Raw genomic sequence first — 19,435 nt, forward strand, 5'->3', positions numbered from 1 at the left:
TTTTCCACTTACTTAATCCAGGTTATTTGCCAACCGGCTCGCCTTCTTCTTATACTCGGACAAAAAGCCCTGTTCCCCACTCAAATGTGGAGAACAAGGCTAGCTCAATCCCCCTTGCCTGCGGAGCGGGGGACTGTGGAATACTACGCCCCCGCTCCCGCTGCGCGGACGCGGATTCCACTGCACGGCCACAGCCTCCCGGGGGTGGCTAATGCCCGAACAGCTCAAGCAGCTTCCCGGCGTCCAGCGCCGCCGTGGAAGGCAGCACCAGGTCGGCCGCGCCAAGCTGCTCGGCCGCCCCGATGCCCACAGCCTTCATGCCCGCCGCCCGGATCGCGGCCACGCCTGCGGCTGCATCCTCCACGCCGATGCAGTTGCCCGGCGTGACCCCAAGCAGCTCTGCCGCCTGCAGAAAAATCTCCGGATCGGGCTTGCCCTTCCGGAGCTCTGCCGCGTCGGCAATCGCCTGGAACCAATGGGCTGCGCCGAGGCGCTCCAGAATCTGCGGCGCATTCAGGCTGGCCGAGGCCAGCCCCACGGAGATTCCCCGCTCCCGCAGGGAATCCAGCAGCTCAGGAATCCCCGGCAACAGGTCCGCCGGGGTGATCCGGCCGATCATCTGCCGGTAGTGATCGTTCTTCTTCCCCGCCAGCCGGAGCTTCTCGGCCTCGGGCAGCCGCGCTAGCTCGCTGCCCTCCAGCACGATCTCCAGCGATTCCATCCGGCTGACGCCCTTCAGCCGTTCATTCTTTTCCCGGCTGAAGGGAAGGCCCAGCTCATCCGCGAGCGCCTGCCAGGCCAGATAATGGAATTCAGCGGAATCGGTGATCACGCCGTCCAGATCGAAGATGACGGCCTCCAGCCGCTGCGCCAGCGAAATCCGCACCGGCTCCTGCGGAAGCAGCCGCAGCGGCTGCTTCTTATTCCTGATCTCAAGCGCCGTCCCCTCCAGCAGCGTGTACACTGCCGCCTCCCGTTCAACGAAGATATCCAGCAGCTGACCGCCCACTGTAACCTTGAAGCGGTAGCTCTCCCACTGCTCCGGCAGGACCGGAGCGAAGCTCAGCTCTCCCTGAGCCAGCCGCATGCCGCCGAAGCCGTTCACAATCGACATCCAGGACCCGGCCATCGCCGCCATATGCAGCCCGTCCTTGGCATTGTGGTTGATATCGTCCAGATCCATCCGTACCGTGCGGCTGAAATAACTGTATGCCCCGGCCAGATCGCCGATCTCCGCAGACATAATACTGTGGATGCAAGGAGACAGCGAGGAGTCATGCGTCGTTAATGGCTCATAATAATGATAGTTGCGGAGCTTATCCGCCAGGCTGAACTTGTCCCCGAGCAGGAACAGAGCCATGACCAGATCGGCCTGCTTCAGCACCTGATGCCGGTAGATGACCAGCGGGTGATAATGGAGCAGCAGCGGATACTGATCCGCAGGCGTGTGCTCGAAATCCCATTTTTGCTTACTCAGAAAGGTGTCATCCTGGGCATAAATGCCGAGCGGTTCGTCAAATGGAATAAACATCGCTGCGGCGGCAGCTCTCCAGCCCTCCACCTCTTCGGGAGTTAACCCGATCGCCTGCCGCAGCCGTTCGTAATCCGCAGGATACTCCCGCTGAAGCAGCAGAGCCGTCTCATAGGCATAGCTGAGCTGGTCCTGCACCATGAGATTAGTATAAGCATTGTTGTTCACAATCGCGGTATATTCATCCGGTCCTGTTACTGCATCTATACAAAAGGCGCCTCCGCGCGCGGGGTTATAGTGGCCCAGATCGGCCCAGAACCTTGAGGTCTCGAACAGCATCTCTGCCCCCCGGTTAACCAGAAATTCCATATCGCCTGTGGCCTGGACATATTGCTTCAGGCCGTAGGCAATATCGGCATTGATATGCGCCTGGGCAGTGCCTGCGGGGAAGTAGGCGGAGTTCTCCTCGCCGTCAATGGTCCGCCACGGGTACAGCGCCCCCTTCTGCGACATGACCGCCGCCCGCTCCCTGGCCTTGCCGAGTGTTGCATAACGGAATTCCAGCAGCGCCCGGGCGATCTCCGGCTGCGTGAAGGTGAAGAACGGCAGCATGTACATCTCCGTGTCCCAGAAATAGTGCCCCTCATAGCCTTCCCCGGTTAAGCCCTTCGCTCCGATATTCGTTGCTCCGTCCCGGCCCACGGATTGCAGCAGCTGATAAGCATTGAAGCGGATGCCCTGCTGGAGTGCAGGATCACCGCTAATCTCCACATCCGCATGGGCCCAGAAGCTGTCCAGATACGCCTGCTGCTCCCCGGCCAGACCGGCGAAGCCCAGCTCATTGGCCAGCGCCAAGACTTCAGCACTCCGGCCGGGCAGCTCCTCCTCCCCGTAATCTTTGGAGGTATGATACGTTATATATTTGGTAAGTGTCACCGTCTCTCCGCTGCGGACAGCAGCGGCGTAACAGACGGAGATGCGCTGCCCGATTAATTGGTGGCTCATCTCGCGCCCGGACTTCGCCTGCAGTGCATGGCTGACAGCGGTCAGCAGCGCAAATCGCGTGTGGCGGGTGCGCTGCATCATCCACAGCTTCCGGGCGGCAGCGTCATATCCGGTATCCTCCAGCAGCAGGCGGGACTCGCCGCCGCCCGCCCCCAGCCTCGGGTCACCGGTAACCTCAGGCCGGGCAATCTCGCTGTCCACCGCTGAATCGAACTTCAGCGTGCCGGAGAAATTCAGCGCCGTCACCGCATAGTCGATAGCAGCCAGGTGCTTATGCGTCAAGGCAACCATCCGGCGGATCACCAGCAGCACCCGGTGCCCGGCGGGAGATTCCCACTCCAGCTCCCGGTGCAGCATACCGCTCCGCATATCCAGCCGGCGCTTATACCGGTGCAGCTTCCCCTGATCCAGCCGGAACTCATGGCCTTCGATGCTGAGCCGGATGAGACGGGCATCGCTCACATTCAGCATGGCCTGGTTGCGGGAGGGGTACCCGAAGGCCCCCTCAGGATAGACAACCGGCTCAGAATCAAAGAAGCCGTTCAGATAATTTCCGGCTACCGAAGTCCCCGCCTTGCCGTGATAGCCTTCCTCGAAATTGCCGCGCATGCCGATATAGCCGTTGCCGAGTGCAAAGACACTCTCGCTCCGCTGATTGTATTCATCCTCGTAGTGTTCCTCTTCAATACTCCACTCCCTGTAAGGATATAATGCCGGTGGAGCTTCATGGGACTTCATCTTCATCGCTACTTTCTCCTCCTGATTGCAGACTTCTCCGGCCTGCCGGCAGATCAGCCTTTGACTGAGCCGCCCATCAGACCCCGGACGAAATACTTTTGCAGCAGGAAGAAGATCGCCAGCGGCATCAGCATCGAGATAAAGGCTGCCGAGGTCAGCAGATGCCAGTCATTGCCACGTGAGCCGACCAGATCGGCGATCTTCATCGACATGACCTGCACCGACGGCTGGTTCCCGATGAAGATCAGCGACACCAGATAATCATTCCATACCCAGAGGAACTGGAAGATCCCGATGGAAGCGAGCGCGGGCACGGATAGCGGCAGAATCAGTCTGCTGAAAATAGTAAAGTGGCTGGCGCCGTCAATAAAAGCCGATTCAAACAGATCCTTCGGCAGCTGGCTGATGAAGTTGTACATAAAGTACGTAACCAGCGGCAGCCCGAAGGCCGTATGTGCCAGCCAGATTCCAAGATAACTGCCGTTCAGTCCAAGCGCCGTGTAATCCTTGAGTACCGGGATTAGCGCAACCTGAATCGGAATGACCAGCATCGCAATAATGATGACGAACAGCGTCTTCCGTCCCGGAAACCGTAGCCAGGAGAAGGCATATGCGGCAAAAGAGGCGATCAGCACCGGAATCACCGTCGCCGGAACAGCAATCGTCAGTGTATTCCAGAACGCCTGCGATAATCCGCTCCCCTTCTGTACCGTTTCACTGCCGTCTGCTTCCTTGAGTGTGTACTCCTTGCCGGACAGCACATTCTTGTAGTTGTCGAGCGTGAGGTCAGGCACCGCCTGCCAGCCCTGTTCCTGCATATTCACCGTGCGTGCCCTGCGGTTCTCCCACATCAGGCGGCTGCCGTCCGCCTTCACGCCTGCCTTCAGCTGTTCATCCGTATAGGTCTTGCCATTCACCTCAATCGGCTCCCGCAGATCAACTTCCTTGGGGAGCTGCACCGTCTGGCCCGCTTTCCATTCCTGATGGGGGAACACCTTCCACCAGCCCGTCTGCAAAATATCCGCTGCGGGTCGGAAGGAGGAGGCGAAGAGTCCGAACGTCGGCAGAATCCAGAGGAAGCAGATGACGCCCAGAATCAGATTGACGGCCGTTTTGCTGCCCTTTTTTTTCTTGGTGCCCACCATTAGAATCCCCCCTGCTTGCGGAATTGCCGCAGATTAATAAGGATAACAGGCAATACCGCGATCAGGAGCACGATAGCCAGCGTAGAGCCGTAGCCGAAGTTTCGGTACATGAAGAACTGCCGGTAGAACTGCGTCGCTACAACTTCTGTATCGTATTGACCTCCTGTCATCACCATGACAACGTCAAATATTTTCAGCGTAAAGACAATAATCGTGGTGGTCACCGTCAGAATCGTCGTGGAGATGTAAGGAATCATGATGCCAAAAAAGATCTTCACCTCACTAGCGCCATCCACCCGTGCAGCCTCCAGAATATCCTCGGGCACTCCTTTGATGGCCGCTGAGAAAATAACCATCGCAAACCCCGTCTGCATCCAGATCAGAATGATAATAAGGAAGAAGTTGTTCCACGGCTGCAGCATACTCGTCCAGGCCTGCGGTTCACCACCGAAATAGGTCACAATCGCATTCAGCAATCCAATCTGCTCATCGCCCGGCTGATAATAATAGACGAACTTCCAGATGACCCCGGCGGCAACAAAGGAAATAGCCATCGGCATGAAAATAATAGATTTAGCGATCCGCTCATAGCTGCTCCGGTCGGCAAGAATGGCAATCAGCAGCCCGAAGCAGACACAGGCCAGCGTGCCCACGAACACCCAGAGCAGGTTATTGCGCAGGGCAGTGCCCATCAGACGGTCGCTGAAGATGGCGGCATAATTGCTGAGTCCGACGAACTTCTCGGAGGACGCGTTGAAAAAGCTTAAGTACAGCGTCCGCAGGGCAGGCAGAATCAGCAGCCAACCGAGAATAAGGACCGCCGGTCCGACAAAAACATAAGGCAGCACCTTGCTGCGGACATGGTCCGGGTACTGCTCCACTGCCCAGGTCAAGGTGTAATAGATCAGATATACGCCCAGCACGCCCCACAACACGGCAAGCACCGCAGTAAGCAACGGATGAAGCGTTGAATCGCGGAAAAACAGGAAAATCAGCCCGTTGACCACGATATTCGCAAGCAAAACGCCCAGTGATAGCAGGACTGCCCTGCCGCTGATTCTCTGCCTGGCCCGTGCCCCGGCGGCACCCGGCTCCGGCCTTATTTGTACATCCATATCGGTTCCCCCTATGGGCTCTGTTAGAGCAGAGCCCTCTTCATAAGCACCCGTTAACACCAACCGAAGGGCAGGCTTGACTGCTCAAGACCGCCCCCTTCAACCTCTTGGCGCCTAAGTCCCGTGCTTCCTGGTCCTTAGTTCTTCCAGCCTGACTGAATCTGCTCCAGGGCCTGATCCAGCGTAGCAGTTCCGCTCACATAGTCAGTCATGCCTTTCCAGAAGGTACCTGCACCCACCTTGCCCGGCATCAGGTCCGAGCCATCGAAGCGCAGAGTCGAGGCATCCTGTACCAGCTTCGCCATCCGGCGGTCGGATTCGGACTGGTACCAGTCCAGGGAAGCATCATTCATCGGGGCAATGACACCGCCGGATTGCACCCAGCTTTTGATCGATTCGCCAGTAGTGAAGAATTCCATTACAGCGCGTACCTCCGGGCGGTCATTGAACATGGAGTAGATATCGCCTGCCACCAGGACCGGCTTGCCATACTGCTCATCAATCGGCGGGAGATAGAACCAGTCATAGTCTGTATCCACCTTGGCCGTTTCCGGGAAGAAGCTGGTAATGAAGTTCCCCATCAGGTTGAACCAGGCCTTCGGCGGATTGTCGAACATCGGCTTCGGGGCATCACCGAACGCAGTAGTGACAATCGATTTAGCACCGCCGTAGACATAATCCTTGTTCAGCCAGATCTTGGACATCACTTCCACAGCGTTCTTCACTTCCGGCGAAGTGAACGGCAGCTCACCGCTTACCCACTTGTCGTAATTCTCAGGCGTCGTGGTCCGCAGCATGATGTTCTCGACCCAGTCTGTTGCCGCCCACCCGGTTGCCGCGCCGCTCTCGATACCAATCGCCCAGGCTGGATCACCGTCTTTGGCGATTTGCTCCGTCAGAGCCATCATTTCATCCCAAGTCTGGGGAACCGTATAGCCCGCTTCGTCAAATTGCTTCTTCGGATACCAGACCAGGCTCTTCACGTTACTGCGGTTCCAGATCCCGGCCATAATCTTGCCATCCTTGCCGTCCATGGTGGACATATCCAGCCAGCTCTTATTGTAATTAGCCGTCAGCTTAGCCTGATCCAGCACCCCGGTCAGATCGATGACCTTGCCGGTCTTGGCAATGGAGGCCAGAAGCCCCGGCTGCGGGAAGTCCGCGATATCCGGCGCATTGCCGCCATCGACCCGGATATTAATCGTAGCTTCGAACTCCTTGGAGCCTTCGTATTGAATATCAATGCCGGTTTTCTCTTCAAAATCCTTAATGCTGCTCTCAAACTTCACCTGGTCCGCATCGACAAACGGGCCGAACATCGTGACCTTCGTGCCCTTATATTCACCCTTCATCGCCAAGTCCAACGGACTTCCGGCCGTTGCTGGGTCTGGAGCATTCGTCGATGTTCCGTTGTTATCTGCCGAAGGTGCCGGTGTTGCCGCTTCTGTTGCTGCCGGAGCTTCCGTCGGCGCAGCAGCGTTATTATTCCCGCCGCATCCGCTGAGCATCATGGTGAAGGATAGACACAGCACCATCGCGAGTGACAGTTTACGTGCTGGAGCTTTCTTCATTGTTTCATACATCCCCTTTAATTGTTTTTAGAGACTGCATCAAGCCAGCTTCATTACCGGAACCCTTCCGGCAGCGCAGCAACTCACCTCCTCAACCTAATTCACAGACAACAGGCACCTTCAACACCGTTAATTCACCCGCGCACTTTCCCGTATCCCCCTTAATGTATGCGCTTCCAACAGTCTGTTAGTACCTTCTGCTGTGGGAACGTTTCCTGAAACAGTTCCTTAAACGGTTTCGGAAACGATTCACTCACCTTCCTCTAACTCGGCATTCTGAAAAGCTTTTCAGAACAGTGTAAAGAAACCGTGCTGCCCTATCAGGCAGCCGTGCTTCAGCCCGCCGGATCTACATCTCATTTCTCACGCGAGGATTCTCTTACGATTAGCTTATGCTCCATCTTCTCTTTCATGACAGCCACCTTGCCTGTGGTCAACAATTCATGCAGCTTCTCCGCCGCCCGGTATCCCAGCTGATAGATGGGCTGTGCGATTGTTGTCAGCTTCGGAATGAACATCCCCGACATCCGCAGATTATCGAAGCCAATGACCGACACCTGACCCGGAACCAGAATATTACGGTCCTTCAAGTAAGAGATCGTTCCCATGGCGAACTCATCTGCTACACAGAATACAGCAGTTAGTTCCGGATATTCAGTAAACAGCTCATGCGTTGCTTGATAGGCGTGCTCAAAGCGGTGGTTCGCGTACTTGATTTTCCCGATATTATGCTCCAGCCCCGATTCGCTCAAGGCTCTCACGAACCCTGCCATCCGCGGTGGCCCGGACACTGAATTATCATGATTGAAGCCGATCATCCCAATCTCTTGGTGCCCCAGCTCAATCAGGAATTTCACAGCATCATACGCCGCCTTCTCATCATCCACCTCCACCGACGCTACTTCGTACTCATCGGAATGGGAGGAGACCAGCACGAATGGAATTCGGCAGCCTACCAGCTTCTCATAATACTCAGGGTGCAGAATATCACTGGCGAACACAACACCATCCACCTGCTTCTCATGAAAAGTATCCATATAGGACAGTGTCCGCTCCTTGTCACGGTCTGTATTGCAGATCATCAGACTGTAACCGAGCTTAATGCAGGCATCCTGCATTCCCCGGATCACCCCTGCGAAATACAGGTTCTCAATATCGGGAATGAGTAGCCCGAGGGTGAATGACTTCCTGTAAATTAGACCCCGTGCAAATGCATTAGGCTGATACTTGAGCGCTTCTATCGCTTCGATGACCCGGCTGCGCTTGCTCTCCACGACCGTATCCGGTGCATTCATTACACGGGACACAGTGCTGATGGATACTCCGGCCATCTTGGCGACATCTCTGATTGTTGGCTTCATATGTCTGACTTCCTTTGTGATCTTTTGGCTCGAAACGTATGCCCTCCTTATCAGGATTGGCCTAGCCGCTTAAGTTAGAAAAGCTTTTCAAAGCGATTATAGCAAGGCTCCCTTAAATTGGCAAGCAAATTGTTATGCGCTTACATTTTTACCTGTGGAGCCCTGGCTGTACGGTTGTTACAGTTCAAAGTCAGTTCAACTCACTCCAAATTCACTCCACAAGTTAATGTACTTTTCCCCCTGTAAGTCCCCTCCCTTCCATGACGCTTACTTAAAGTGTGTAAATTATATTATTTCATGTTATAATTGTCGGGTATATTGATTTATGGCTGCAAATACTGTTACTGATGCTGTAGGCATCTACTATAGGAGGGATTCATGTGAAGCAATTGCACGACATACCATTCTCCGTACTGGATTTAGCCCCTATCCGGGAGGGCGGAACGGCGGCGGATTCTTTTCATAACACCCTTGATTTGGCCCGTCATGCTGAGAAATGGGGGTATAACCGTTACTGGCTGGCAGAGCATCATAATATGACCGGCATTGCCAGCTCCGCTACCTCCGTTGTTATCGGACATGTGGCAGCCGGAACTAACACCATCCGCGTAGGTTCAGGCGGCATCATGCTCTCCAACCATGCCCCGCTGATGATTGCCGAGCAATTCGGCACACTGGAGTCCCTGTATCCGGGACGGATTGATCTGGGTCTGGGCAGAGCCCCCGGCTCGGATCAGGCAGCCGCCAGAGCACTGCGCCGCGGCCTGGGCAGCGATGGCAGTGAATTCCCCGAGCAGCTAAGTGAGCTGCGGGCTTATTTCGACCCTGAAGGATCAGCCTCCCGGCCGGCCGGTGTCCGCGCTGTACCCGGTGAAGGACTGAACATCCCGATCTGGCTGCTTGGCTCCAGCGGCTTCAGCGCCCAGCTTGCGGGCCAGCTGGGTCTGCCTTTTGCTTTTGCCAGCCACTTTGCACCGGATTATCTGCTGCCGGCCCTGCATCTGTACCGCACCAGCTTCAAGCCTTCGGCTGTACTCGACAAGCCTTATGTTATGGTGGGCTTGGGAATTACGGCAGCGGATACGGTAGAAGAAGCGCGCAGACTTGCCACTTCCCAGCAGCAGCAATTCCTGAACATTATCCGTGGCCGCACCGGCAAGCTCCAGCCGCCTGTAGACAGTCTAGACGGAATCTGGACCTCCCAGGAGAAGGCGCTGCTTATGAGCAAACAGCAATACTCCATTGCGGGCGACCAGGCCCTGATCGAAGAACGGCTGCTGCAGATTCTCGAAGAGACAGGTGCAGATGAGTGGATTATCGCTTCACAGATCTATGATCACCCTGCGCGCCTGCATTCTTATGAGCTTGTGGCCGACCTGTTGAAGAAGTAATAAGGCCATTAATCTGATTATAGGCCAGTCTATATATTTAGCCCATTTAACTACCTGTGGAGAACTCCATGGGGTAGCTAAATGGGCTATTTTAGCATTGCCTTTCCAGACCCAATCGTTCTTTATAAAATACAAAATTAAGTAATATACAGAGAAATAATGAGCTAACAGCAGTAAACATTAAATAAATGCAGTTTATTTAGATCAAATGCCCGAATTCATTTACTTAAAGTATCTATTTCTGTTTTTCTTTATGCTTAATTTTGATTATACTGTAATTATCATTCGTTATAACGAACAAGTGGATTGTTTTTCTCTTTCAGGTCCACTCAGGCTAGCTCAGGCTCGTCCACGCCCATTCGGGAATCGTCCTAAATCGTTCTAATTAGTACTATCGCTGTAATTCGTAGTAGTTCTTCAAGAAACTACTTTATTCGACAAACTATGATTCAAAAGCGCGAACCGGGGCGGATTGTGGCTGGAGGCTCCTGAAGGTCTGCAAAGAAAGGGGCTTAGAGAGTGAAGAAGAGACATAGATCCATAATAGGCGCGTATATTCTGGCCGTTCTGGCAGGTGTAATCTGGCATGCCGGAGGGGTCAGCGCTGAGGATACGATCAAGCTCACTGTGAACTCGCATACGACCAGTACGGCAACCATGAACAACATGCAGCCGGGAGATACGATGGCTTCGGATTATACGATTATCAATGACGGAAAAGATCCGTTCGATTATTCAGTTGCCTTCCAGTTCCGCTCCGGGGACGCAGATCTGTACAATATCCTGCAAATGACCCTGCAAAAAGAGGGAGTAATCCTCTATTCAGGGGTAATGAGCGAGGCCCCGGGCGTGGTGACCATCGGCTCCCTTGACGGAGGCGCAGCGGAAGCAATCGAAATGAAGGTGTTGTTCCCGCCGGAGGCAGGCAACGAGTTCCAGGAGAAGAAGGTAAGTGTGGCCTTTGAATTCACAGCCACAGCGGAGCCTGCGCCTACAGCCGGGCCAACCTCCACACCGCAACCGACGACCGAACCGGCAGCTTCAGCCACACCTTCACCTGCGTCAACACCGGACACTACGGGCAGTCCCGGCAGTACACCGGCAGCAACAACCGTCCCTACGGATTCAACAGCCGGTACAGTCTCTCCTGGCAGTACACCATCGCCATCACCAGCAGCGTCGGCAACACCGCCTGCGGGTGGAGTAACTGTAAGTGAAGATCCTGTTCCGCTGGGCGGAGGGGAAGAAGACGGCGGCAACCGCCCGTCTGCGACGCCGGATTCCGGAGCCGCTGCACTTGGCAGCACGCCAGCTCCTTCACCAGGGGAGGAGGTCAACCTCACCGGTGACGCGCTTCCGCTGGGCGGACCAGAGGAAGACGGCAGGCTGCCAGACACGGCCAGTCCTTGGTACAATCTGATTGCCGCCAGCCTCGTTGTCGCCATGATCAGCGTACTTGTGCTCCGCAGGCTGGGCCAGAAGAAGTAACTATACGTATTTGTAAGGAGGAGAGAGCATGAAGATGCGCAGCGGGTTTATCTTAGCCGTGAAGCTGATCTTCCTGCTCTCTGTGTGCGTTATGGTGTATTCCGCCTTCCAGATCCTCAAAGCGCCCGCCGAAGCCCGCGAAGCCCTGAGAATCTGGGACAAAAAGAGGGAGGAAGCTCAGCTTCCCGTAAGTCCCGAAGAAGAAATGCCGCTGCCTGAAGGTATGCTCAGCAGCGCGGAAGCACCGGCAGGCGACACACCTGCTTATATAGCAGGCGAGGTAATTGGAGAGATCTATTTTCCGAAGCTTAAGAAGCGGGTTGCCATTCTGGAGGGAACCGGACGGGCGGAGCTTAAGCAGGGTGCCGGACACGATGAAGCAAGCGCTGCCCCGGGTACCTCCGGGAACAGCGTGCTGGCCGGACACCGCGATACCGTCTTCCGCAGCCTCGGTGAGCTGGAGACCGGAGACCGGCTTGAGCTTGCGACAGCGGATGGAACTTTTACCTATGAAGTGACCGGCAGCCGGATTGTTGATGGAGATACACGGGGAGCGATTAAGCCCAGCAGAGACCCCATACTCACCTTGATTACCTGTTACCCGTTCTCTTATGTAGGCTCAGCGCCCGACCGCTACCTGCTCTCGGCCAAGCTCGTCTCCAGCCAGCCTCCGGGGCAGCAGCCCTAACCCGCTTTCCCGTCTCCTCCCAGCCCGCCGTCCCCTTTCACTTCACACCATCCGCCTAAAGTATGAGACCCGGGCCGGATCGTGATAATATAGACATACGAAGCTGAAGAGGAGATGACCCGCATTGAAGGAAGAGTTAATTAGACGTTTTGTATCGTATGCTGAAATGGATACCCAATCCAGCGAGGACAGCGAGACCTGCCCGTCCACTCCAGGCCAAATGGTACTGGCGCATAAGCTGGCAGAGGAGCTGCAGGAGCTGGGACTGACGGAGATTACGGTGGACGAGCATGCCTATGTCATGGCCTCCCTGCCCGCCAACACGGATAAAGAGGTTCCGGTGATCGGCTTCCTGGCCCATCTGGATACCGCTACGGATTTCACCGGCACGAATGTGAAGCCGCAGATTGTAGAGAACTATGACGGGCAGGATCTGGTGCTGAATGAAGCCCAGAATATTATCATGTCCACGAAGAGCTTCCCGGAGCTGACCGGTTACAAGGGGCATACCCTGATTACGACCGACGGCACCACCCTGCTGGGGGCGGACAACAAGGCGGGTATCGCTGAGATCATGACGGCTATGGCCCATCTGCTGGCGCATCCGGAGATTAAGCATGGCAAGATCCGGGTCGCTTTTACCCCCGATGAAGAAATCGGACGCGGCCCGCATAAGTTCGACGTTGCCGCCTTCGGCGCTTCCTATGCCTACACCGTGGACGGAGGCCCGCTCGGGGAGCTGGAATATGAGAGCTTCAATGCCGCCGCCGCCAAAATCAGCTTCCACGGAGTCAATGTTCATCCCGGTACAGCCAAGGGCAAGATGATCCATTCGTCCAAAATCGCCATGGCCTTCCATCTCCGCCTGCCCGCCGGTGAAGCCCCTGAATTCACAGACGGCTATGAGGGGTTCTACCACCTGATCTCCATGCAAGGCAGTGCCGAGCACAGCAAGCTGCATTATATTATCCGTGACTTCGACCGCGAGCAGTTCGAGCACCGCAAATCGAATATCGCCGCGATCGTGGAGGAATTCAAATCTACGTACGGGGCGGACAACATCGTGCTGGAGATGAATGACCAATACTATAATATGCGCGAGAAAATCGAGCCCGTCCGGCATATCGTCGATATCGCCCGGGAAGCGATGGAGGGCCTCGGAATCACACCGGTTATCCGTCCAATCCGCGGAGGGACTGACGGCTCACAGCTCTCTTATATGGGGCTGCCTACACCGAATATTTTCACCGGGGGCGAGAATTTCCACGGCAAATTTGAATACGCCTCTGTAGACGTAATGCTCCAGGCTGTAAAGGTTATCGTTGAGATTGCCCGTCTGGCGGAACACAAAGCGTAAATAAGATTATATTAAAAACAGCAAAAACCCCGTGCCGCCCTGGAACAAAGGGCGCACGGGGTTCTTAACATGCTATGGGTTCAGACGTTATCCGTCTGTTGCTTTATTTCTTAACCGGCAGCCAGCCCGGTGTATGGATCAGTGCTCTCCAGAGCGGGTCCGGGATCACAAGCTCCGCCTGGGCGTTCGGATCAAGCTCAGTCTTAATCTCATCGGCACGGCCCCCGGCCAGCTTCTGTACCCAATCCGGTTCAATCAGAAGCGGACGGCCCAGGGCTACCAGGCTGATGCCGCTGTCCAGACTCTTCAGGGCATCGGCGGCAGAGTAGAGCGAGCCTACGCCAATCACCGGAGCCTTCTCTCCTGCCCGGTCTACAATCTGCTCAATGCGCGGACGGCTGTCCTCCGTTCCCCGGTGCGGCAGCGACCACAGCTCCATGAGGGAGGCGTGCAGGTAATCCAGACCCTCCGCTGTCAGCGCATCAATTAGCGCAAAGGTCTCAGCCATCGTAATCCCCGGTGTCTCAGGCTCTTCAGGCGAGAAGCGGTAGCCTACAAGGAATGCACCTTGTGCATGCTGCTTCACCGCAGCCTTGACACTGCGCAGAACGGCCAGCGGGAAGGCGAGCCGCTTCTGCAGATCTCCGCCCCAGCAGTCTTCGCGTCTGTTGGAATGCGGCGAGAAGAACTGCTGCAGCAAGTACCCGTTCGCACCGTGAATCTCAACGCCATCGAAGCCGGCCTCAATTGCCCTGCGTGTCGCTTCTCCAAAATCAGCGATAATTCCGGTAATCTCTTCGTCTGTCAGCGGGCGCGGAGCCTTACCCTGTCCGCCGCCAGGCAGCTCAGCCGGCACATCGCTTGCACTGACAGGCTGTCCGTCAACCAGCTGCTCAGGCGGGCATTGGCGTCCGCCATGGAAGATCTGGAGCACGGCCTTCGCTCCTTCGCCCTTGATGGCCTCCGCCAGCTCACGCAGGCTTGGAATCAGCCCGTCATGGTCAGCTCCGAATTCGCCCGCGAAGCCCTTCCCGCCACGTGAGACATAGACACACGCGGTAATGACCATCCCCGCCCCGCCCGAACGGCGGATATAATAATCCAGCTCGGGCCGGGAGACGGTTCCATCCTCATTGGAGGAGAAATTAGTCATCGGCGCCATAACCACACGGTTCTTCAGTTCAATCCCGTTCTTGAATTCGAACGTCTCCAGCAGCGGACTATATTCTGTCTTCAGCATACCTACCAGCCTCCATTTATATAAATCTTCATAAATGTTAGTATACAACTTAATTTTGCACAATACAAATTTAATTCCTTTGTTTTCAGATGCTATTTATCACAGGGAGGTGCATCTTTCCAGATGACCTTTTCCCCGTAATTCTTGCCCCAATCATACATCATGCGAAGTACAGGCATCAGCGTATGTCCATACTCTGTCAGGGAGTACTCTACCCGCGGAGGAACCTCCGCATATACCTGCCTGAATACCAGCTGATCCTCCTCCAGCTCTCGGAGCTGGTTGGTCAGCATTTTCTGGGTGATATGGGGGATCAGCTTCTTCAATTCGCTGAACCGCTTGGTTCCTTCCAGACCCAGGTGCCACAGTATAATCAGCTTCCACTTGCCGCCGATCACAGCGAGTGTGAGTTCCTTCTCGCAGTTGATCTCCTTCAGGTTGATACGGTCTTTAATTTCAGTCGCCAATATTCAGCCCCCTTCCGGCTATAATCATATTACAAATCCATCATGGGCCGCACATAGGCAGCAAAGGATGCCCTCCCGTCAAGGAAAGCATCCGTGTGATAGCTTCATTATATTCCAAGCTCTATTCTATTCCAAATCGCATGCTATTCCAAATTGGCATGCTTGCCGAACATCCGGCCGGAGGTCTGCCCCGTCTGCTCCATGATCCGCAGAATGACTGCATCATAGAATACAAGCAGCGTCTGTTCAAACAAGGAGGCCATCGGCTGCAGCGTAGTATAGCCGCCGTCCGGCCGTTCCTTGGGAGCGCCAGGCAGCTTGACTGTATAATCTGCGAGACGTCCAAGCGTCGAGTCCCGCTGGATGGTTACCAGGACTACAGCCGCGCCGATTGCCTTGGCTTTCTCAGCCATGGAGACCAGTCCCTTCGTCTCGCCTGAGCCGGAACCCAGTACAAGCACATCGCCGGGGCCGATGCCCGGCGTTACCGTCTCTCCGACCACATAAGCTGTCCGTCCAGCCTGCATCAGCCGCATGGCGAAGGCCCGGCCCATCAGGCCGGAACGCCCGGCACCGGCCACGAAGATCTGACCTGCGCGCAGCAGCAGCTCCGTCAGCGCCTCGCCCTCTCCCGCATTCAGCCCGGAGACGGAGCCTTCCAGCTCCTTCACAATTTCCTGTGCGTAATGCTGCGTGTCCATGGCTGCTTAAGCCTGACTTACAAGGCGCTTCATCTCAGCCGCAGCCGCCTTCATGTCTGCTTCGCCCGTAATGCCCCCGCCCACGATTACCAGATCGGGCTGCGCAGCAATCACTTCAGGCAGCGTACTTAGCTTAATACCGCCAGCGATTGCAGTTTTAGCCCGGGTAACCACGCTCTTAATATCTCTTAGGTCCGCGAAGGAATTCTTGCCTTCGGCCTGATGGTCATAGCCGGAATGCACGCAGACATAATCCACACCCAGCGCATCCACTTCAGCGGCTCTGGCCTTGAGATCCTTTACATTGATCAGATCGACCAGGATCTCAGCGCCTGTCTTCTTCGCTTCCTCCACCGCGCCGCGGATCGTTGAATCATCGGACACGCCCAGCACAGTCACGATGCCCGCGCCTGCTTCCACTGCCTTCATAACCTCGTATCCGCCCGCATCCATGATTTTGAGATCGGCCAGCACGGTAAGTGCCGGAAAAGCGTCCTTGATCGCTTTTACAGCGTGCAACCCCTCATTAATTACCACCGGTGTTCCAATCTCAACGATATCTATATATTCGGCAACTTCCGCAACAACCGCCTTGGCTCCAGAAATATCCACCAGATCGAGCGCTAACTGTAATTTCATAGGGGTAAGGTCTCCTCATCGATAAACTATTTTAGTAAGTACTGTTTCTCAGTTTAGGGATATACTGCCGAAAAGGGAAGTAGGCACTTTTTCGTGATGTAGTTACCTGGAGGATACTATTGGGCGAAACCGGGGGATTTTTAGGCAACATGTCTGAAATCCTACTGCATTTTCACAAAAGCTGTGCTACCATACATTTGATTCAAATATTCACGGCCGTAAGGAATCCTAATAAGAAGGTGTATGATGGAAACAAGCAAGCCCAAAACATTCAATTTAATGAAGCTGACCTGGCCGATCTTCCTGGAGCTGTTCCTGTTCATGCTCATGGGCAGTATGGATACCTTCATGATCAGCTCCGTGTCCGATGATGCAGTCTCCGGTGTCGGAGCGGCCAATCAGATTATTGCCATAGCCATTCTGGCGCTCAGTGTCATCGGGAACGGCGCGGCGATCGTCGTGTCGCAATACCTCGGCTCCAAGCAGCCTAAGGAAGCCGCCCGAGTCATCGGCAATGCGGTTACCCTGAATCTTGCGGTAGGGATTGTCCTGAGTACGGTCATGCTGCTGTTGGGAAGCCATCTATTGCAGGCGCTGAACGTGAAGGGTGACATTCTCGATTATGCCCGCTCGTATATCAACATTGTCGGAGGTGCCATCTTCCTGCAGGCACTGATCAACGCGCTGGCTGCCACCATCCGCACCCACGGCTTCACCAAGCAGACAATGGCGGTATCGCTGCTGATGAACGTCATCCATGTCGGCGGTAACTATCTGCTGATCTTCGGCCATTTCGGACTGCCTGCGCTCGGTGTAGAGGGTGCGGCCATTTCAACCGTAATCAGCCGTTCGATCGCTCTGCTGATCTTCTTCCTGCTGCTCTACCGGATTATGGAGGTACGCGTGAAATGGAGCTTTTACATTCACCTCTCCAGGAAATACGTGCTGCAGATTCTCAAAATCGGTATTCCATCCGCCTTCGAATCGGTAATGTACCAGTGCTGCCAGCTCGTCTTCACCCTGTACATCACCTATTTGGGGGCCGAGGCCATGGCTACCCGTCAGTATGCAGTCAATATCTCCAACTACATCTTCCTGTTCAGCGTAGCAGTGGCGATGGGGACCTCGATTATTGTCGGGCACCTTGTAGGTGCAAAACGGACGCAAGAGGCTTACTCACGGGTATTCACCAGTGTGAAATGGGCACTGCTGGTCACGGTCATCATGGATCTGATCGTCATTCTGTTCCGCAAGCCGCTGCTGGGCCTGTTCACAGATAATGAGCTGATTATCGCCATGGGTGCCCAGGTGATCCTGCTCAGCTTCTTCCTGGAGACCGGTCGCACCTGCAATCTGGTCATTATCAACTCGCTCCGCGCATCGGGCGATGCCAAGTTCCCGGTCTACATGGGCCTGATCTCCATGGTGTGTATGAGTCTGCCGCTGGGGTACTTCCTGGTGTTCACACTTGACCTCGGTCTGGCCGGGGTATGGCTGGCTACTGCGTTCGACGAATGGGTGCGGGCCGTCATTATGTACTTCCGCTGGAAAAGCAGAGCCTGGGAGAAGCATGGCCTGATCCAGCACGAACCGCCAGAACCGCCCGGGGCAGCTCCGGTAGCCCCGGCGCACTAATTCTGCGGCAGCTCTCCGCACAAATAAGGGATGCTAATCAGCCACCGGAAAATACGGCTGATTAGCATCCCTTTGTCGTAAGCTTGTCCCGTGCTCAGTTCCCTTTGGCTACTGCAACCTTATGTCTGGCTGCGAACTGCTCCGGCGTGACCGCTTTGCCGAACAGCGCCTGGATCATATCCAGATGGACCTGGGCAGCATGCGGCTTCATCTGCACATCCGCGAACAGGGTAATACTGCTGGCATTGTTCAGTTCATTCAGCAGATCCACATACAGCTGCGGCAGCTCCTCATTCGTGGTATCGACCTTGGTCGCCGGAATCACCCCCGCACTCGTCACCGAAGCCTCGCCCCATTTGAAGACGAAGTATTCGACAAAAGCCTTGGCCTCCTCCTTCACCCTGGACGATTCCGCTACGAACAGCCCGACACCCGGACCGCCTACCCAGTCGCCCGAATTCCCCTTCCCGCCTTCCACCGTAGGGAATTTGAAGAAGCCGACCTTGTCCTTGAAGGCCTGCGGAATCTCCGGGTTGGTCGTGAAGTTGGGCAGCTCCCAGGTACCGGTCAGGTACATGGCCGCCTTTTCTTCCATGAATTCCGATTTGCCCTCATCATACGACAAGCCGTTGAAACCGTTGTTGAAGGCGTTCATATCGACGAGGTTCTGTACTTCCGCCGCAGCCTCCACCAGTCCGGGATCATCGAAATAGCCCATCCCCTTCGTTGCCCGCTTGAGCGTCTCACTTCCGGCAATGCGGTCCGCCAGATACATATACCACAGCGAGCCTGTCCAGCGGTCCTTATTGCCCAGCCCCACCGGAGGCACACCATGACTGGAGAGCGCTCTCACAACGGCCTTGAACTCCTCATACGTTGAAGGCACTTGAAGATTATATTGGGCGAAGATCTCTTTATTATAAAAGATCGGCGAGATGTTCATCTCCAGAGGCAGCGCATAGGTCTTGTTATCGACAACATAAGACTCCGTAGTGCTCTTCACGAACTTATCCTTAAGCTGCCCGCCGTTCAGGATGTCATCCAGCGGAGCGAATAATCCGCCTCTTACATAAGGCTCCATGAAACCGGCCGCCCAGGTTATGCCCACATCGGGAAGGTCATTGGAGGCGGAGAGCACCTTGAGCTTGCTTTTATACTGCTCATTCTCCAGCACATCCTGCCTGATAATGATACCCGGATGCTCCTTCTCATATTCTGCGATAATCTGGCTGACCAGCTTATACTGCTGCGCGGAGAGTCCGGCGGGCCAGATGTGCATCATATGAATGGTTATTTTGGGGGAAGAGGCACCGTTAGCTGCCAGCGCACTATTATTGTCTCCCGCAGAGCTACAGCCTGCCAGAACAAGCACCCAGACGCACGCCAGGAGCAGACCCTTGGTTATGTGGTTCCTTCGCATTGC

Annotated in this window: 15 protein-coding genes; 5 read left to right on the plus strand and 10 right to left on the minus strand. The window is 55.3% G+C overall.

Going from position 1 to position 19,435, the window contains the following annotated elements; translation table 11 throughout:
* Window positions 1-208: 208 nt before the first annotated feature.
* The 5 genes from pgmB to NST43_RS29515 all read right to left on the minus strand — a co-directional run bounded on the left by pgmB (window position 209) and on the right by NST43_RS29515 (window position 8,406).
* A complete protein-coding gene (gene pgmB / locus NST43_RS29495) occupies window positions 209-3,220 on the minus strand; it encodes a beta-phosphoglucomutase (protein ID WP_339220939.1) in 3,012 nt (1,003 codons plus the stop codon).
* 47 nt (window positions 3,221-3,267) lie between these two features.
* The gene (locus NST43_RS29500; protein ID WP_339220941.1) at window positions 3,268-4,359 is read right to left on the minus strand and encodes a carbohydrate ABC transporter permease; all 1,092 of its coding nucleotides are present in this window, start codon (window positions 4,357-4,359) and stop codon (window positions 3,268-3,270) included.
* Entirely contained in the window at window positions 4,359-5,474 is a 1,116-nt protein-coding gene (locus NST43_RS29505) for a sugar ABC transporter permease (RefSeq protein WP_339220942.1), read from the minus strand. The genes NST43_RS29500 and NST43_RS29505 overlap by 1 nt, the downstream gene beginning before the upstream one ends.
* 137 nt (window positions 5,475-5,611) lie before the next feature.
* Complete coding sequence (locus NST43_RS29510) at window positions 5,612-7,045, minus strand: ABC transporter substrate-binding protein (RefSeq protein WP_339220944.1); 1,434 nt, start codon at window positions 7,043-7,045, stop codon at window positions 5,612-5,614.
* A gap of 356 nt (window positions 7,046-7,401) precedes the next feature.
* Window positions 7,402-8,406 carry a LacI family DNA-binding transcriptional regulator gene (locus NST43_RS29515; RefSeq protein ID WP_209986559.1) on the minus strand — a complete coding sequence of 335 codons (1,005 nt, stop codon included), beginning with the start codon at window positions 8,404-8,406 and terminating at the stop codon, window positions 7,402-7,404.
* A gap of 380 nt (window positions 8,407-8,786) precedes the next feature.
* Here NST43_RS29515 and NST43_RS29520 point away from each other — a divergent pair, with 380 nt between their 5' ends.
* The 4 genes from NST43_RS29520 to pepT all read left to right on the plus strand — a co-directional run bounded on the left by NST43_RS29520 (window position 8,787) and on the right by pepT (window position 13,330).
* Window positions 8,787-9,797 (plus strand): LLM class flavin-dependent oxidoreductase, encoded by a 1,011-nt coding sequence (locus NST43_RS29520; protein ID WP_209986561.1) that lies wholly within the window; start codon window positions 8,787-8,789, stop codon window positions 9,795-9,797.
* A gap of 519 nt (window positions 9,798-10,316) precedes the next feature.
* A complete protein-coding gene (locus NST43_RS29525) occupies window positions 10,317-11,285 on the plus strand; it encodes a hypothetical protein (RefSeq protein WP_339220945.1) in 969 nt (322 codons plus the stop codon).
* A 28-nt stretch (window positions 11,286-11,313) separates the two neighbouring features.
* Window positions 11,314-11,973, plus strand: coding sequence for a sortase (locus NST43_RS29530; protein WP_339220947.1), 660 nt, complete (start codon window positions 11,314-11,316; stop codon window positions 11,971-11,973).
* A 124-nt stretch (window positions 11,974-12,097) separates the two neighbouring features.
* Window positions 12,098-13,330: a peptidase T gene (gene pepT, locus NST43_RS29535; protein WP_339220949.1), complete on the plus strand. Its 1,233-nt coding sequence runs from the start codon at window positions 12,098-12,100 to the stop codon at window positions 13,328-13,330.
* Between the two features lie 103 nt (window positions 13,331-13,433).
* Here pepT and NST43_RS29540 read toward each other — a convergent pair whose 3' ends face one another.
* From NST43_RS29540 to hxlA, 4 genes are all read right to left on the minus strand, one after another.
* Window positions 13,434-14,570 carry an NADH-dependent flavin oxidoreductase gene (locus tag NST43_RS29540; protein WP_339220951.1) on the minus strand — a complete coding sequence of 379 codons (1,137 nt, stop codon included), beginning with the start codon at window positions 14,568-14,570 and terminating at the stop codon, window positions 13,434-13,436.
* 92 nt (window positions 14,571-14,662) lie between these two features.
* Window positions 14,663-15,037, minus strand: coding sequence for a helix-turn-helix domain-containing protein (locus NST43_RS29545; RefSeq protein WP_209986577.1), 375 nt, complete (start codon window positions 15,035-15,037; stop codon window positions 14,663-14,665).
* A gap of 143 nt (window positions 15,038-15,180) precedes the next feature.
* The gene (gene hxlB, locus NST43_RS29550) at window positions 15,181-15,738 is read right to left on the minus strand and encodes a 6-phospho-3-hexuloisomerase (protein WP_339220953.1); all 558 of its coding nucleotides are present in this window, start codon (window positions 15,736-15,738) and stop codon (window positions 15,181-15,183) included.
* Window positions 15,739-15,744: 6 nt separating this feature from the next.
* Window positions 15,745-16,377 carry a 3-hexulose-6-phosphate synthase gene (hxlA, locus tag NST43_RS29555; protein WP_209986584.1) on the minus strand — a complete coding sequence of 211 codons (633 nt, stop codon included), beginning with the start codon at window positions 16,375-16,377 and terminating at the stop codon, window positions 15,745-15,747.
* A 246-nt stretch (window positions 16,378-16,623) separates the two neighbouring features.
* Between hxlA and NST43_RS29560 the strand changes: the two genes are divergently transcribed.
* On the plus strand, window positions 16,624-18,012 hold the full coding sequence (locus NST43_RS29560; RefSeq protein ID WP_339225558.1) for an MATE family efflux transporter: 1,389 nt from the start codon (window positions 16,624-16,626) through the stop codon (window positions 18,010-18,012).
* A 94-nt stretch (window positions 18,013-18,106) separates the two neighbouring features.
* Here NST43_RS29560 and NST43_RS29565 read toward each other — a convergent pair whose 3' ends face one another.
* Window positions 18,107-19,432 carry an extracellular solute-binding protein gene (locus tag NST43_RS29565; protein WP_209986587.1) on the minus strand — a complete coding sequence of 442 codons (1,326 nt, stop codon included), beginning with the start codon at window positions 19,430-19,432 and terminating at the stop codon, window positions 18,107-18,109.
* Window positions 19,433-19,435: the final 3 nt, after the last annotated feature.

Origin of the sequence: Paenibacillus sp. FSL H8-0332, from assembly GCF_037963835.1 — a bacterium.
Classification (GTDB): domain Bacteria; phylum Bacillota; class Bacilli; order Paenibacillales; family Paenibacillaceae; genus Paenibacillus_AQ; species Paenibacillus_AQ rhizoplanae.